The following is a 15,131-nucleotide window of genomic DNA, read 5'->3' as shown; positions in this document are numbered from 1 at the left end:
CATGAACACCGACACCGACCGCGTCGACGTGGCCGTCATCGGGTGCGGGACGACGGGTCTCGCGCTCACGCGTCTGTTGGCGCTCGAGGGGCTGCGGACCGCCGTGATCGACCGCAGCCGCCTGCCGATGGCCCGACCCCGCGCGACGCACGTCGACGACGAGACGATGCGGGCGTTCCAGACGCTCGGTCTCGCGCACCTCGAGAAGGACTTCTCACTGGTGGGCACCTACCGCCACTACGACGCCCAGTGGCGCGTCGTGATGCAGATGGCCATGAACCGCGGCCTCACCGAACAGGGCTGGCAGTCGGACTACATGTTCCACCAGCCCGACTTCGAGTCGGTTCTGCGCGGTTACGCCCACAACGACCCGAGGACCGACACCTGGTTCGGGTGGGAGGTCACCGGCGTCGAGGACACCGGCGACGAGGTCCGGCTCACGCTGCGCGAGACCGCCACCGGCGACGAGCGTCCGGTCGTCGCCTCCTACCTGGTGGGCTGCGACGGGGCCAACTCCCACGTCCGCGAGATCATGGGCTGCCGGCTCGAGGACCACGAGGCCACGCACCGCCAGCTGATCGTCGACATCATCCCGTTCGTCACGAAGGAGGCCCTCTCCGGGCGCGACTCCTTCATCCAGGCCGGCATCCGCAACCCGCTGACGTTCGTGCCGATCGCGGCACCGCGGGTGCGCTTCGAGCTGATGCTGCGCCCCGAGGACGTCGACGCCGAGTTCGAGCGCACCGAGAAGGCCTACGAGATCCTCTCGCCCTGGCTGACCCCCGACGAGTACCGGCTGCTGCGCTGCGATGTCTACAAGTGGCACTCGATCACCGCCGACCCGTGGCGCGTGGGCCGGCTGTTCATCGCCGGCGACGCCGCCCACACCATGCCGCCCCACCTCGGTCAGGGCATGTGCTCGGGCATCCGAGACGCCCAGAACCTCGCCTGGAAGCTCGCCCGCGTGGTGCGCGGGGAGTCCGACGAAGGACTCCTCGACACCTACGAGTCCGAGCGCCGACCGCACGTGTCGACCTACACGAAGCTCTCCGCCCAGCTCGCGAACACCATCGAGACCCTCGAGGCGACCGAGGAGGAGCCACCGGTCTTCCAGGCCGAGGCCCTGCGTCCCCGGCTCGGGCCCGGCGTGTGGGACGCGGCGGGCGAGCACGGCGGCCGGCTCTCCGAGCAGCCGCGCCTGTCCGACGGGCGCCTGCTCGACGACGCCGTCGGCTACCGCTTCGCGGTCGTGGGCGACCCCGCGACGGTCGCCGGGCTCAGCGAGCGGTCCCGGAGCCTGCTGGCCGCCCTGGATGCCCGGATCGTCGAGGACTTCACCGGCGACGTCCGGTCGTGGATCGTCGGCGAGGGCGCCACCGCGGTGCTCGTCCGGCCCGACCGCTACCTGGTGGGCGCCGCGGGCGGCCCCGCCGAGCTGGACGCGCTCGTCGAGCAGGTCGCGGCGGCCCTCCTCCCCGCGGCCGTGTCGGCATGAAGCTGATCACCTTCGCGATCCCCGGTTCGTCGGGCCACGTCGCCCGGGCGGGCGTGCTGGCCGGGGACGTCCCCGGTCGTGTCGTCGTGGACGTCGACCGGGCGCTCGCCGGTCGGGGACACGAGCCCGTCGCCGGCGGGCGCCCGGAGCCCGGGACGTCCTCGGACCTGCTGACGCTGCTCCGCGGCGGTGAGCGGGCGCTCGACGCCACGCGCGACGCCGCGGCCCGCGCGAGCGCGGCCGGCGAGCCCGGCCCGGAGGGTGCCCGCATCCTGTACCCCGCCGGCGAGGTGCAGCTCCTGTCGCCGCTGCCGCGCCCGAACAGCCTGCGCGACTACCTGGTCGTGGAGGAGCACCTCCGCGGGGTGATCGCCGCCGGCGTCATGACGGCGATCCCCGACGAGTGGTACCGGATCCCGGCGCATTACAAGGGGAATGTCGACGAGATCTACGGTCCGGACGACACCGTGCCCTGGCCCGCATACACCGACAAGCTCGACTACGAACTCGAGGTCTGCGCGGTGATCGGCGTCCCGGGACGACGCATCCGGGCGGAGGACGCCGACCGGCACATCGTCGGCTACACGCTCTACAACGACTGGAGCGCGCGCGACATCCAGCCGCGGGAGATGAGCATCGGCATCGGCCCCGGGGTTAGCAAGGACTTCGCCACCTCCCTCGGGCCGTGCATCGCCACGCCCGACGAGTTCGACCCGGGCTCGGCGCGTCTGGAGGCCAGGGTCGACGGCGAGGTGTGGTCCACCGGGACGCTCGGGACGATGCACTTCTCCTTCGCCGAGCTCATCGCGTGGACCAGCCAGGAACAGACGCTGCGGTCCGGTGACCTGCTCGGGAGCGGGACGGTCGGGAAGGGCTGCGGGGTGGAGCTCGACCGCTGGATTCCACAGGGCGGTGTCGTCGAGCTCGAGGCCGAGGGGATCGGGGTCCTGCGCAACCATGTCGGGCACAAGGGCCAGGGCCCGCGGCGGAAGGTGGAGGTCACCGGGTGTACGGCGATTACGAGTTCCTGACGGTCGCGCCGGGCGCCGACCGCGTCCTGCGCATCACGATGAACCGGCCGGAAAAGCTCAACGCCTCCGGCGAGCGGGGGCATGGTGAGCAGGGCCGGATCTGGCGGGACTTCGACGCCGACCCCGACATGAACGTCGCCCTGATCACCGGGGCCGGGCGCGCGTTCAGCGCCGGCGGGGACCTCGAGGCGGGCAACGGCCCGCTCGAGGTGGACATGCGCGACGGCCGCGCGCTCGTGCGCAACATGATCGCCTGTCGGAAACCGATCGTCTCGGCGATCAACGGGGCGGCCGTCGGCGGCGGGCTCGCGATCGCGCTGCTCGCCGACATCAGCATCGCCAGCGAGAAGGCGGTGCTCATGGACGGCCACCTCAAGATCGGTCTGGCGGCCGGGGACCACGCCGCGCTGGTGTGGCCGCTGTCGATGGGCATGGCCCGCGCGAAGTACCACGCGCTGATGTGCGACCGGATCACCGGCGCCGAGGCGGCGGCGATCGGGCTGGTGGCGCGCTGCGTCCCGCACGAGGAGCTGATGGCGACCGCCGAGGACGTCGCCGTGCGTCTCGCGCGGGGCCCGCAGTTCGCGATCCAGGGCACGAAGGCGGCGTTCAACGACTGGTACACCCAGAACGTCAGCATCTTCGAGCACTCGCTCTACGTCGAGGCCCTCAGCGCGACGCTTCCGGACGCCGAGGCGGGGTTCGCCGCGTTCCGCGAGGGCCGGCAGCCCGAGTTCCCCGGGGCCACGGGTGCCGACAGGTACTGAGCCAACGAGCGGGCACGGCACCGTCGTCGTCACCGGCGCGGCGGGGGGCATCGGCAGCGCCGCCTGCCGGGTCCTCGCCGCGCGCGGTGCGCGGATCGCCGCGCTGGACGTCGGCGACGACGACGGTCGTCCCCTCGCGGCGCCGGTGGCCGAGGCGGTCCGGGCCGCCGGCGGGGCGGCCGTCGCAGTGGCGGCGGACGTGCGCGACCCGGACGCGCTCGACGGGGCGGTCGCCACCATGGTCGCCGAACTCGGCCCGGTGAGCGGGCTCTTCGCCAACGCGGGGCTGTTGCGGAGCGGGAGCGCCGAGGACCTGGAACCCGCGGCGTGGCGGGAGTCCCTCGACGTCAACGCCACCGGCACCTGGAACACGGTGCGGGCGGTACTGCCGCACGTCCGGGCCTCCGGCGGCGGGATCGTGCTCACCAGCTCGGTCGCCGGGGCGAAGGGCACGAGCGGCTTCGCCGGCTACGTGACGGCCAAGCACGCCGTCGTCGGGCTGATGAGGGCCCTGGCGCACGAGCTCGGGCCGCGGTCGATCCGGGTCAACACCGTGCACCCCACCGCGGTGCGGACGCCGATGATCGACAACGAGGACCAGGCGGAGCGCCGGACCGGGATGCGCGGGCCGGCGGGGATGGCCGCCCTGCGCGACGTCTACGCCGAGCGCCACCTGCTGCCGGTGGCGTGGCTGGAGCCCGAGGACGTCGCGCACGCCGTGGCCTGGCTGCTCTCCGACGAGGCCCGCTACGTCACCGGGGTGAGCCTGCCCGTCGACGCCGGGATGCTCGCGAAGTAGCGCTCAGGCGCGCGTGCCTCGGGCCATCGCGACCGCCTCCACCAGGGCGAACGGAGCGTGGCGGCGGGAGGTCATCAGCCGGGTCGCGGTGTCGGCGATGTGGTCGATCAGCAGGTCGCGCGCGAGGTCGCGGTCGCGGTCGCGGCAGGCGTCGAGGATCCCGCGGTGCTCCTTGCACTTGGCTTCGAAGACGCGCTCGTCCTCGAAGCTCGCCCGGAACTCGCGCTGGTAGCGCTCGGCGTGCTCGAACAGCATGTCCAGGTGCTCCGTCAGCCGGGTCCCGGCGGCCCGGCGCATCCGGGCGTGGAACCGCCGGTGGGCCTCCAGGTCGCGCTCGTCCTCGACGAGCGCGATGTCCCGCTCGAGGGCCTCGAAGTCGGCGGCGACGAGGGTGGGCACGGTCAGCCAGATCGCGAGCCCCTCACCCATGACGCGCAGCGCATAGAGATCGTCGACGTCGACCATCGACAGCGAGCTGATCGTCACCAGGCGGTAGGCCGGGTTGCTCACCACCAGCCCCTCGCGCTCGAGCAGCCGCAGGCTCTCGCGCAGCGGGGTCCGGCTGCACCGCAGCCGCGCGGCGAGCTCGGTCTGCGAGATCTCGAGGCCGGGCTCCAGCTCGCCGTCGAGAATCATGCGTCGCAGGGCGTGGTGCACATCCCGCATCGCGACGCTGGACTGCTTCTCCCCGGGCTCCACCTTCGGGACCGTACCTCTCGAGCTCATGGTTCTTTCACCTCCGCGTCGGGGAGGAGATCCGCCAGCCGGAAGGCCAGCGTCAGGTCGAATCGTGTCTCCCAGTGCCGCAGCGGGCGGTCGAGGAGCTCGCCGATCCGGGCGAGCCGGTACTTGACCGTGCTGACGTGCACGTGACACCGGGCGGCGATGCGCTGCAGGTGTCCGTCCTCCTCGACGTAGGCGCGCAGCGTCGTCAGCAGCTGGGCCCCGCCGGCCTCCTCGTGCGCGGCGACGGGGCCGAGCGTGCCGTGGACGAAGGCCTGCACGTTCGTCAGGTCCGCGATGTCGAGCATGAACCGCAGCGGACCGAGCGCGCTCGAGTGCACCGCCCGTGAGCGGCGCGGGCTGGCCCGGCGCGCGAGCGCCGCGCACGCCGAGGCCTCCCGGAAGCCGGCCGCGACGCTCGTGCGCCCCACGCTGGTCCCGACCCAGGTGGGGGTCTCGCCGCGCCGGTCGTCGGCGGGGGGCGGGAGGTCGGGACGCAGAAGGCGCTCGGCGTGGGCGGCGACGTCGTGCCCCTCACCCAGGAGGGCGACGACGAAGCGGTCACCCCGCCGGCCGCACAGCACGCCGGGATCGCGCGGCACCCGGGGCCGCCGGAACGGGCCAGCTGACTCGACGACGAGGACCGCGCACGGCGCGCCGAGCGTCAACCCGGACCGTGCGGCGCGCGCCGCGAGCTCGGGGTCGGCCTCGCCGGGGGCCTCCAGCAGCTGCTCGAGCAGCTCCCCGCGCAACCGCAGCTCGACGTCCCGGGCGGCCTCGTGGCGCATCAGCTCCAGGGCCAGCACGGTCGCGCCGTGGGCGAACGCGTTGCGCTCCAGCACACGCAGCGGGGCGTCGCCGAAGACGGTGAGCCGCCCGAGGTCGGTCCCGTGGCGCCGGATCGGCACGGTGGCGGCGACCCGGCCGGTGGTGGCACCCGCGCCGGACGGGCCCTGCCGCAGCGCGTGCGGCGCGACGATCTCCTGTTCGAGGAGCAGCTGCCGGCCGGTCAGCTCGCCGAGGGCATGGACGACCCGGTCGATCCCCGCGCCCGAGACGGCGGCGTCGCCGAGGGCGCGGTGGATGTCGACGGTCGCCTCGAGCGTGGCGGTCCTGTCGAGCAGCGCGCGGTAGAGGCGCGCGTTGGCGATGGCAACCGAGGCCTGGGCGGCGAGGGCGGCGACGACGGCCTCGTCGGTGGACGCGAAGTCGGTGGGGCTGCGGTTGGCGGCGTAGAGCACCCCGACGGTCTCGTCCTGGCGGATCATCGGCGCGCAGACGACGGAGGCCACCCCCTCGGCGAGCATCGCCTCCCGCACCGGGCCGCGGGGGGCCCAGGCGGGGTAGTCGGTGACGACGAGGGGCCCGCCCCGGGCGAGCGCCGCGCCGCCGAGGCCCTCGCCCCGGGCCACGCGCATCTCGGCGAACGTGGCCTCGACCACGCCGTGGGTCACCGCGACCCGCATCGCCCCCGTGGCCTCGTCGAACAGCGAGAGCCAGGCGATGTCGCTGCCCACCAGCCGCGCGGCACTGCGGGTTGTGAGGTCGAGCACCCGGGGAAGGTCGACCTCCTCGGCCGCGAGCTCCGTGCCGAGCTCCACCAGCGTGCCCAGCACGTCGAACGGCAGCGTCGGCAGCGTCACGAGCCGGCTCCTGTCCCGTGGGGACGAGTCTGCGCGCCCCGCTTCCGCCCGTGGAGACGTGGTCCGGGCCACATTCGCCTGCCGACACTGTGGTCGTGGACGTGCTCTCGGACTTCTCGACGCTCTCCCGGCGCTGGGACCGCGCGGTGAACGGTGCGAGGGACGCGACGTTCCTGGAGTGGGCGCCCTCGGCCGGAGCGGCGGCGTCGTGGACCTACGGCGAGTTCGACGCGGTGGTCGAGGCGGTCCGCGGGGCGATCCACGCCCGAGGGGTGCGGCAGGGGGACCGGATCGCGCTGTTGCTCCCGAACTGTCCGGCCTTCGTCGCGGTGATGCTCGCCGGTGCCCGCGCCGGCTGGATCCTGCTGCCCTGCGACCCTCGCAGCACCGCGGTGGAGATCGCCCGACAGGAGGAGCGGGTCGGCCCGGTGCTCGCGATCTGCGGGCGCGACCAGGCGGCGATCCACCGCGAGTCCGGGGCGGTGGCCCCCGTGGTCGAGGTGGACCCCGGTGATCCGGCGTTCACGGCGCTCACCGACCCGACGTCCGGGGCGCCGGAGCCCCCCGCCGTCCCGGTGGCCCCACGCGACGTCCTGGCGCTGATGTTCACCTCGGGCACCACGTCCGCGCCGAAGATCGTCGAGGTGACGCAGGCGAACTACGCGTTCGCGGGTGACGTCATGGCCGCCGCGGCGGGCCTGCGCCGCGACTCGCGGTTCCTGGTGGTGCTGCCCCTCTTCCACGCCAACGCCCAGTACTACTCGATCGCCGCCTCGGTCTCGGTCGGCGGCGCCGTCGTGCTCGTCGACGGCTTCTCGGCGTCGCGCTTCCTCGAACAGGCCGAGGCGGCGCGTGCGACGCACGCCTCGCTGTTCGCGGCGCCGATCCGGATGGTCCTCGCTCGGGCGACGGTGACCCCGCTGCGGCGGCCGCTGGAGAACCTGTGGTTCTCCCAGAACCTCACCGACGACGAGTACGAGCGGTTCGCGGCCCTGGTCGGGTGCCGGCCCCGCCAGATCTACGGAATGACCGAGACCGCGCCGGCGGTGCTGATGAGCCGCCGGCTCGACCCCGTACCGAGGACGGTCGGGGTTCCCACCCCCGGCTGTCACGTGCGGTTGCGCGACCGGGTGGCGGACCGGCCCGCGGGGCCGGGGGAGATCGGGCGCATCCAGGTCGGTGGCCGCCCGGGCCTGTCGCTGTTCGCGGGCTACCGGGGCGACGCGCAGGCGACGGCGGCGGCGCTCTCCGCGCCCGATCCGTCCGGCGTCGCGTGGCTCACCACCGGCGACCTCGGACGTCTCGACGCGGACGGCGAGGTCGTGTTCGTGGGCCGCGACGGCGACATGATCAAGGTTGCCGGGGAGAACGTCTCGGTGGTCGAGCTGGAGTCGGTGCTGCTCGAGCACCCCGGGGTGCTCGACGCCGCCGTGGTCGGGGTGCGCGACCCGCTGCGCGACGAGGTGCCGGTCGCGTTCGTCGTCCCCGCGCGGGACGCCTCGCCCGCGTTGGCCGGCGACCTCGAGCGCTGGCTCGCCGCGCGGCTCTCCGGTCCCCGCCGCCCACGCGGCATCCACGTCGTCGACGAGCTGCCGCGCACCGCGGTCGGCAAGATCCAGCGCTTCCGGCTCGTCGAGGCCGCGCTGCGCTGACCGGCATCTCCGGCGCATCTCCACCTCCGCTCGTCTTGTCCAGACTTGCTCCCGAAGTGTATCCAAAGAGCTGAGAAGTGCATCAGATCACGTCGCACCTGCGAAGGGAACCGCCATGACCGCCGACACCGCCACCGGATCCGCCACCGAGTCCGCCGCGCCCGCCCGCTGTCCGGTCAGCGCCGCGTATGACCCCTTCGACCCGGCAATGCTCGAGAACCCGTACCCCTGGCTGCGCGAGCAGCGGGCGCAGGACCCGGTGTTCTTCGCCCCCGCCATCGGCATGTGGGTGGTCACGCGCCAGGACGACGCGGAGTTCGTCCTGCGCCGCCCCGAGGTGTTCTCCAACGAGAACGCCATCACCGGCCGCTACAACCCCGCGGTCATGGAGCGCTTCGCGGGCAAGGTCCCGCTCACGGCGACCCTCATCGGGATGGACCGGCCCGACCACACGCGCCTGCGGCGCATCGTCAACGCCGCTTTCACCCCCGGTCGCGTGGCGCGGATGGAGGACGACATCCGTGCCCTCGCTGGCGAGCTGATCGACGCGCTCCCCACCGACGAGCCGTTCGACGTGGTCTCGGGGTTCTCCTACCCGCTGGCGCTCACCGTGATCACCCGCCTCGTCGGGATCCCCGCCGACGCCGTCCAGCGGTGTCACGACCTCTCCGAGGAGTGGAACCGCCTGCTCGGCGCCGAGGAGCGGGGCATGCCCGTCGAGGAGCAGCTGCGCTACGCGGACGCGGCGCTCGAGTACCACCAGTACGTCGCCGACCTCATCGCCGCGCGCGAGCACGACCCGCAGGACGACCTGATCTCCGCGGTGTGGGCGGTGCGCAAGAAGGGCGACGTCGCGCTCACCGACCTGGAGATGCTCTCGCTCTTCCCCGGCCTGATCAGCGCCGGCCACGAGACCACGGCGAACCTCATCGCCAACGGGCTCGCGCACCTGCTCGCGGTGCCGGAGCGCTGGCAGCGCCTGGTGGCCGGGGAGTACGACATCCCCGCCATGGTCGAGGAGATGCTCCGCTTCGACACCTCCATCTTCGGCCTGCCGCGCCGCGTCACGGTCGACGTCCGGATCGGCGACGTCGACGTCCCCGCCGGGGACCTGGTGTTCGTGCACTTCGCCGCCGCCGGTCACGACCCCGACAAGGTCTCCCGCCCCGACGAGTTCGACCCCGCGCGCGATCCGGCGCCGCACCTGTCCTTCGGTAAGGGCGCGCACTTCTGCCTCGGCGCGCCACTGGCGCGGCTCGAGACCCGGATCGCCTTCGAGGAGCTGGTCGCCCGCCGCCCGGACCTGCGCCTCGAGGCCACCCCGGCCCACACGCCGCACTTCGTCTTCCGGGCCCTCTCAGCCCTGCGGGTCCGGAGCAGCTGATGGCCTTCGTGATCGGCGCAGGCTGCGTCGACGTCACCGATCGCGCCTGCCTGGACGTGTGCCCGGTCGACTGCATCTATGTCGGCGACCGGAAGTGCTATATCAACGCCGGCGAGTGCATCGACTGCGGCGCCTGCGAGCCGGAGTGCCCGGTTGATGCGATCTTCGTCGAGGACGCCGCGCTCGACGACGCCGAGCGGGCCTACGTCGAGGACTCGCTCGCGTTCTTCGCGCAGCGGCTGCCCGGTCGCGCAGAGCCCCTCGGTCACCCCGGCGGCGCCGCGAGTCTGGGCGAGCTCGGTGTGGACACCCCGTACGTGGCGGCCCTACCCACGCGGGGGCCGCGCGGATGACGCGCACACAAGTCGACGTCGTTCCTGCCGTGACCCCGAGAACGCTCTCGGGCCCACCGGGCCCACAGGGCCCGCCCGGTGTGTAGGCAGGCGCTTACCTTGCGGCGCAGCGCGCTTCGCGGCCCTGCACGCAGAGGGTGCCGCACTGCCGGACTGCTGACCGAGCTCCGTCAGCGCCCGTCCGCCCTGGACGGCCCCGACGGTGTCGACGCCCTGGAGCCACCCGGGCCCCACGCCGGTGTCGACGCCGCGCCCCGCGAGCTCGCCCGACGCCGCGCCCGGCTCAACGGTCGCACGGTCACGAGGGGGCGGTGGCGCCGCACCCGCAGATCGGTGCGCCCCGCAGCGATCGTCGAGCTCCAGGCCCCGACGACGCTGCTCGCCGCCCTCGAGCTCGAGGTGCCCGTCGGGCCCGGGCAGGCGCCGCTCGTCGTCCTCGGGGTCGAACAGCCACTCCGGTCCGCACCCGTCGGGCAGATCGAACGCGGCGCCGGTCTCGGGGAGGCCGAGCTGCTCGAGCAGGCCCTGCTCCACCGAACCCGGCACCGCCGGTCTGGGCGCGGGGCGATCGTCGCGGGCGGTGTCGTGATCGTCATGGTTCTCGGTCGGCTCGTCCTCGCGCGGCGAGCCGTCCTCCGGCCCGGCACACTGATCATCGAGCCCGCGGTCGGGCACCTCATCCGGTCCGTCGTGGTCGGGCCGTCGTGGGGTTGCTGGTCGTCGGGCGGGGCGTTGTCGGCGTGGTACTCCGCGGCGAGCAGCAGCGCGATGGTGCGGTCGTCGTACCGCGGCCCTGCGCCGGCTCGACGCTCTGCTGGAGCTGCTCGGTCCGGCATGGAGCGCGGTGCTGGGCACCGACTACGGCAAGGCCGCCCTGGCCGTGCGCGATCGCTATGCCGACCCGCACGGCCGACCCGCACGCCCTGACCTGGCTGGGCCGGGCCCGGCTGGCGCGCTTGCTGATCCGCACCAGCCGCGGGGCATGGTGCGAGGACAAGGCCGACGCCCTGCTCGTCGACGCCCGCGGCACGCTCGCGCCGTGGCCCGCCCGCGCCATCGAGGTCGCCGAGCTCGCCGAGGACTCGGCATCGAGGCCCGCCTGGTAACCCAGCTCAGCGGCGAGATCGACCAGCTCGACGACCGCATCGCCGCGCACTACCACGCCGCCGACCCGACGGCATCGTCGTCTCAGCGCCCGGACTCGGTGCGGTGCTGGCAGCGATGATCCTCGGCCGCCTCGGCGATCCCACCCGCTTTCGCGATCTGGCCGCGGTGCGCAGCTACACCGGCCTCGTCCCCAAGATCAACCAATCCGGCACCGTCGATCGCCACGACGGCCCGACCAAGGCCGGCGACCACGTGCTGCGCTTCGCGCTGTTCGCCGCCGCCGACCATGCCCGCAAGACCGACCCCACTCTCGCCGCGCGCTACCAACGCCTGCGTGACCGCGGCAAACACCGCAACAGCGCGCTGTGCACCCTCGCCGCGGTGCTGGTGAGCCGCATCGCTGCCCGCTGGCGCCGCGGCGAGCACTACACCTTGCGCGACCTCGACGGACACGAGATCACCGACGCGCAAGGCCGTGAGCTGTGCAGCAAGTCAACAGCGAGGGGCAGGCAGCGCGCAACACCACCATCAGGGGACGGGCCGGCCAAGCAAGGAGTCGCACAGCGCTCCATCGACCGGCCTGTCCAGCAGCAGGACCAGAAGCCGCGAACCGCTCGACATCCGTTAGGAACTCTTCGCCGGGCGGAACCCAGCTCAGCCTCCGAGCGCAGGCCCGAAACGGTCACGGTTCCGAGCCCTGGCCATCTCCTCGGCGCCGGCGAGCGCGTGGCGATACGGACACTCAACGTCAGCGACGCCACGCCGCTGACACTCCGCGAGCGTCGAGCGTGGGGAGTTACGGGCCATCAACGCCTGCGATGGCCCGACCGCTGACTCGGGGCGTCAGGCGCAGGAGGCGTCGGCGGCCGTGATCGTCGGGTTGACGGGTGCCGAGGGGGTGGCGCCCGAGGGCCCGGGGCCCGAGCGGACGCGGCCGTCGAAGTCGTCGCCGAGGACGAGGGTCAGCGTGCCGGTCCCCGACGACGTCGGCTCGAGCGTCGCCCCGGGGACCGCGGCGGCGAGCGCCTGCGCGGCCACCGCCTGGTCCGGCGAGTAGCGGACCGTCGTGCCGCGGGCGCCGGCGGGCGAGCCGCTGTCGTCGGTGACGACCCCGAAGCCCGCGGAGCGCAGCCGCTCCGCGATCGACGAGGCGGACGGGCCGGACGAGGAGCCGCTGCCGTCCGAGCTGCCGTCCGAGCCGCCGTTCCCCGAGTCGTCCTCGCCGGAACCGTCGTCGGAGCCCTCGTCGACGGGGGAGCGACCGTCGAGCAGGCGGACGTCGACGGGTGCCGCGGCCGGCGCGGCGGGCGCCGCCGGAGCGCCCGGAGCCCCCGGAACACCCGGAGCACCCGGCAGCGGGCGACCCTCGATGATCGCGCTGAACAACGCCCTGTCCTCGACGGGGCGCAGGACCTCGTTGCCCCGGTCGTTGGCGATGCCCGTCGTGGGGACGGTGACGAAGGTGACCGCGCGCGGGTCGAGGCTGCCCAGCGACTGCGCCAGGGTGAGCAGCTGATCCGACCCGATGTTCTCCCCGAACGTCGAGCGGGAGATCGCCTCGACGAGCGCGTTGAGCCGGCCCGGGTCGAGGAGCGTGCCCGCCGACAGCACCGAGCGGAGCAGGGCCCCCAGGAAGCGCTGCTGGCGCTGGATGCGGCCGTAGTCGCTGGACGGGTCGCCCTCGACGTGGCGGGCGCGGACGTAGTCGAGGGCCTGCTGCCCGGTGAGCACCGTGGGGCCGGCCTGCGTGACGATCGGCCCGAGGATCGAGTCCCGCACCGGCCGCTCGACGCAGATCGGCACGCCGCGCACCGAGTCGACCATGCCCTGGAAGCCCTGGAAGTCGACGCCCAGGAAGCGGTTGATCGCCAGCCCGGAGAGCTCCTGGACCGCGCGCGTCACGCAGCGCGGGCCGCCGGCCGCGTACGCGGAGTTGAGCTTGACCCGCGGGGTCGGCGGCAGCATCTCGGGGGAGTACGCCCCGCTCACGGGGTCCCAGCGCTCGCAGGCAGGTCGGGTGATCTCCAGATCGCGGGGGAAGGAGACGACGGTGACGCCCGAGCGGTCCTCGGGGACGTGCACGATCATGATCGTGTCGGTGCGGGCGCCCGGGACGTCGGCGGTGTCGCCGGCGTCCTCCGAGGGCGGCGCGCCGGCCCGGCTGTCCGAGCCGACGACGAGGAAGTTCTGGTCGCCGGCCTGCGCGGCGGCGTTCTGGATGGCGGGCGAGTTCGGGTCGAGCGCGCCGATCTGACGCACCGCCGCCTCGACCCACGACGCGGCGCCCCACCCCAGCCCGCACACGACGACCACGAGCACCGCGCACGTCGCGGTCATCAGCCGCAGCACGCGCGGACCGGTCCAGCCCCGGCGCCAGGCCGCGAGGCGGGCGCCCGCCGACGCGAGTACCGCGGACGTCGCGGCGTAGTCGGCCTCGCCCTCCCGTGCCTCGGCCGCCGGTCGACGACGGTCCCCCGATGGCGGGTCGATTCCCGTGCTCGAACGCTCGGAGGCCGGCGACGCCTCCGCGTCCTCCGGAGCGGGCGCTCCCGCGGGAACGGACGTCACCGCGAGGGCGAGCACCTGCCGGGCGGCGGGCGACGCGGCGGGTGACGCGGCGGGTGACTCGGCCTTCGCCGAAGCGGGCGGGGCCGATGCCGCGGCGGGACCGGCGGGTCGCTGGTCGGGCGGGCGTACGAGGGGCGGCACGGCGGCGCGCACGGTGGGCTCGGGACCGGGCTTCCCGCCGGGGCCGGGAGCGGGACCGGCCGGGCCGACCACCGGGGTTCCAGCATCCGGGCCTGCCGTCGGGCCGCCGGGGGACGCCCCGGTCGGAGGCCCGCTCGGCCCCCCGGCGCGCGGGCGGGCCGGCGGCGGGTCGCAGTCGGGACGGCGCTCGATCCGCGGCGCCGGGGGCGGCGGACGCGTGCCGGCCGGCTCGCGGACCGCGCCGGCCGGGGGGTCCGGGGCGCCCGGTCCCGCGGCGGCCGCCGGCTTCGGCACCCGACCCGCCGGGAGGGTGACCGCGTCGACGGGCGCCCGGGTCGACGGCGCCGCCCGGGCCGCGGGCGACGGGATGCCCGAGGACGGCGTGCCCGAGGACGGCGTGCCCGAGGACGGCGTGCCCGGAGTCGCCCCGTCCGGCGAGGCCGAGGTCGGTGCCGTCACGAGCGCCGCGCTCGGTGGGCGCAGACCGAAGCGAGGGCCGGTTCGGCGCGTCAGGCGCACCATCGTCGGCCGGCGGGACGCGGTGGGCATCGCGACCGGGATCCGGAAGGGCGCCGACGCCGGCCCCGTGAGGGCGGACGGGCGAACCGCGTCGGAACCGGCCGTCGCGGGGCGGGAGCCCCGCACCGGGTCACCGGCGCGGTCGTCGGTCACGCAACTCCTCGAGGATCCACGGGCCGGGAAGTCAGCAGGCGGATACTACGGCGCGTACCGGTGAGTTCGGCGCGGGCCCCACTACGCCACGCAGACACCCGGACACAACGGGCACCACACGACCGGGGGACGCGTGTGACCTCCGATTGCTCAGGTTCGGCTCAGACCGTCACGCGGACGGGAACGCCCGGCGCGCGGCGGCGCCGATGCCGCGCCGACCACCGGCGGCGCCGGCCAGGCGCACCTCGCCGTCGGCGTCGCGGTACGCCACCGCGTTCCGGCCGGCGCGCTTGGCGACGTAGAGCAGGGCGTCGGCGGCGTCCAGGCCCGGCGACCGCGGGCTCCCGCCGTCGCCACCGTCGAGGCACGCGACCCCGACGCTGACCGTCACCCGCAGATCGTCGGCGATCTCGTGCCATGGGTGGGCGTCGACGCGTACGCGGGCCTCCTCGCACACCCGGACCGCCTCGGCGGGCGCGACCCCGGGCAGGACGAGCGCGAACTCCTCCCCGCCGTAGCGGGCGCAGAACCCGTCCCGGGGCAGCCCCTCGCTCATGAGGTCGACGAGGCGCCGGAGCACTTCGTCGCCGACCGCGTGACCGTGGGTGTCGTTGACGTCCTTGAAGTGGTCGACGTCCGCGAGGGCGACGCAGGCGGCGTCGTGCGAGCCATCACGCCCTACCTTCAGAGGTGCGGCCGGAGCTGGTGTTGGCTCCGGGTGTGCAGGCGGAGCGGGGATGGCTTCCATCAGAGCTGCCGTCAATGGCCGTAGGCTGCTGTTCCCCCCGCTCTGCCC

14 protein-coding genes are annotated in these 15,131 nt (G+C 74.3%); 10 read left to right on the top strand and 4 right to left on the bottom strand.

Annotation, left to right across the window (positions count from 1 at the left end; translation table 11 throughout):
- The first annotated feature begins 1 nt into the window (after position 1).
- The 4 genes from AC2A1K_RS18775 to AC2A1K_RS18760 are packed head-to-tail and all read left to right on the top strand — an operon-like array spanning position 2 to position 4,092.
- Positions 2 to 1,495 carry a bifunctional 3-(3-hydroxy-phenyl)propionate/3-hydroxycinnamic acid hydroxylase gene (locus AC2A1K_RS18775; RefSeq protein ID WP_483897827.1) on the top strand — a complete coding sequence of 498 codons (1,494 nt, stop codon included), beginning with the start codon at positions 2 to 4 and terminating at the stop codon, positions 1,493 to 1,495.
- Positions 1,492 to 2,526: a fumarylacetoacetate hydrolase family protein gene (locus AC2A1K_RS18770; protein WP_483897826.1), complete on the top strand. Its 1,035-nt coding sequence runs from the start codon at positions 1,492 to 1,494 to the stop codon at positions 2,524 to 2,526. Before AC2A1K_RS18775 ends, AC2A1K_RS18770 begins: the two co-directional genes overlap by 4 nt.
- Positions 2,502 to 3,293, top strand: a complete 792-nt coding sequence (locus tag AC2A1K_RS18765; protein WP_483897825.1) for an enoyl-CoA hydratase/isomerase family protein — start codon at positions 2,502 to 2,504, stop codon at positions 3,291 to 3,293. Before AC2A1K_RS18770 ends, AC2A1K_RS18765 begins: the two co-directional genes overlap by 25 nt.
- Positions 3,277 to 4,092 (top strand): SDR family oxidoreductase, encoded by an 816-nt coding sequence (locus AC2A1K_RS18760; protein WP_483897824.1) that lies wholly within the window; start codon positions 3,277 to 3,279, stop codon positions 4,090 to 4,092. The genes AC2A1K_RS18765 and AC2A1K_RS18760 overlap by 17 nt, the downstream gene beginning before the upstream one ends.
- Positions 4,093 to 4,095: 3 nt before the next feature.
- Here the strand turns inward: AC2A1K_RS18760 and AC2A1K_RS18755 are convergent, their stop codons facing one another.
- Both AC2A1K_RS18755 and AC2A1K_RS18750 read right to left on the bottom strand, forming a co-directional pair.
- A complete protein-coding gene (locus AC2A1K_RS18755; protein WP_483897823.1) occupies positions 4,096 to 4,818 on the bottom strand; it encodes a GntR family transcriptional regulator in 723 nt (240 codons plus the stop codon).
- Positions 4,815 to 6,458: a helix-turn-helix domain-containing protein gene (locus AC2A1K_RS18750; RefSeq protein WP_483897822.1), complete on the bottom strand. Its 1,644-nt coding sequence runs from the start codon at positions 6,456 to 6,458 to the stop codon at positions 4,815 to 4,817. Before AC2A1K_RS18750 ends, AC2A1K_RS18755 begins: the two co-directional genes overlap by 4 nt.
- Positions 6,459 to 6,553: 95 nt before the next feature.
- Between AC2A1K_RS18750 and AC2A1K_RS18745 the strand changes: the two genes are divergently transcribed.
- From AC2A1K_RS18745 to AC2A1K_RS18720, 6 genes are all read left to right on the top strand, one after another.
- Complete coding sequence (locus tag AC2A1K_RS18745) at positions 6,554 to 8,110, top strand: class I adenylate-forming enzyme family protein (protein WP_483897821.1); 1,557 nt, start codon at positions 6,554 to 6,556, stop codon at positions 8,108 to 8,110.
- A 115-nt stretch (positions 8,111 to 8,225) separates the two neighbouring features.
- Positions 8,226 to 9,494, top strand: coding sequence for a cytochrome P450 (locus AC2A1K_RS18740; RefSeq protein ID WP_483897820.1), 1,269 nt, complete (start codon positions 8,226 to 8,228; stop codon positions 9,492 to 9,494).
- Positions 9,494 to 9,847, top strand: a complete 354-nt coding sequence (gene fdxA, locus AC2A1K_RS18735) for a ferredoxin (protein WP_483897819.1) — start codon at positions 9,494 to 9,496, stop codon at positions 9,845 to 9,847. The genes AC2A1K_RS18740 and fdxA overlap by 1 nt, the downstream gene beginning before the upstream one ends.
- A 333-nt stretch (positions 9,848 to 10,180) precedes the next feature.
- Positions 10,181 to 10,774 carry a hypothetical protein gene (locus AC2A1K_RS18730; RefSeq protein WP_483897818.1) on the top strand — a complete coding sequence of 198 codons (594 nt, stop codon included), beginning with the start codon at positions 10,181 to 10,183 and terminating at the stop codon, positions 10,772 to 10,774.
- Positions 10,741 to 10,953 (top strand): hypothetical protein, encoded by a 213-nt coding sequence (locus tag AC2A1K_RS18725; RefSeq protein ID WP_483897817.1) that lies wholly within the window; start codon positions 10,741 to 10,743, stop codon positions 10,951 to 10,953. Before AC2A1K_RS18730 ends, AC2A1K_RS18725 begins: the two co-directional genes overlap by 34 nt.
- 73 nt (positions 10,954 to 11,026) lie before the next feature.
- Positions 11,027 to 11,788 carry a transposase gene (locus tag AC2A1K_RS18720; RefSeq protein WP_483897918.1) on the top strand — a complete coding sequence of 254 codons (762 nt, stop codon included), beginning with the start codon at positions 11,027 to 11,029 and terminating at the stop codon, positions 11,786 to 11,788.
- A gap of 9 nt (positions 11,789 to 11,797) precedes the next feature.
- Here the strand turns inward: AC2A1K_RS18720 and AC2A1K_RS18715 are convergent, their stop codons facing one another.
- Together AC2A1K_RS18715 and AC2A1K_RS18710 are read right to left on the bottom strand one after the other, a co-directional pair.
- Entirely contained in the window at positions 11,798 to 14,335 is a 2,538-nt protein-coding gene (locus AC2A1K_RS18715) for an LCP family protein (protein ID WP_483897816.1), read from the bottom strand.
- 169 nt (positions 14,336 to 14,504) lie between these two features.
- Positions 14,505 to 15,098 (bottom strand): GGDEF domain-containing protein, encoded by a 594-nt coding sequence (locus tag AC2A1K_RS18710; protein ID WP_483897815.1) that lies wholly within the window; start codon positions 15,096 to 15,098, stop codon positions 14,505 to 14,507.
- Positions 15,099 to 15,131 lie beyond the last annotated feature (33 nt).

Source organism: Actinomycetospora sp. 2LY8.5, assembly GCF_057180585.1.
Note: the sequence above shows the minus strand (reverse complement) of the source record. Positions and strands in the feature narration are given on the sequence as shown.

What these genes read in the sequence shown, in the direction of transcription:
- AC2A1K_RS18725 (WP_483897817.1), top strand. Translation starts at nt 10,741, where the DNA reads ATGCCGACCCGCACGGCCGACCCGCACGCCCTGACCTGGCTGGGCCGG.
- AC2A1K_RS18775 (WP_483897827.1), top strand. Translation starts at nt 2, where the DNA reads ATGAACACCGACACCGACCGCGTCGACGTGGCCGTCATCGGGTGCGGG.
- AC2A1K_RS18740 (WP_483897820.1), top strand. Translation starts at nt 8,226, where the DNA reads ATGACCGCCGACACCGCCACCGGATCCGCCACCGAGTCCGCCGCGCCC.
- fdxA (WP_483897819.1), top strand. Translation starts at nt 9,494, where the DNA reads ATGGCCTTCGTGATCGGCGCAGGCTGCGTCGACGTCACCGATCGCGCC.
- AC2A1K_RS18755 (WP_483897823.1), bottom strand. Translation starts at nt 4,818, where the DNA reads ATGAGCTCGAGAGGTACGGTCCCGAAGGTGGAGCCCGGGGAGAAGCAG.
- AC2A1K_RS18770 (WP_483897826.1), top strand. Translation starts at nt 1,492, where the DNA reads ATGAAGCTGATCACCTTCGCGATCCCCGGTTCGTCGGGCCACGTCGCC.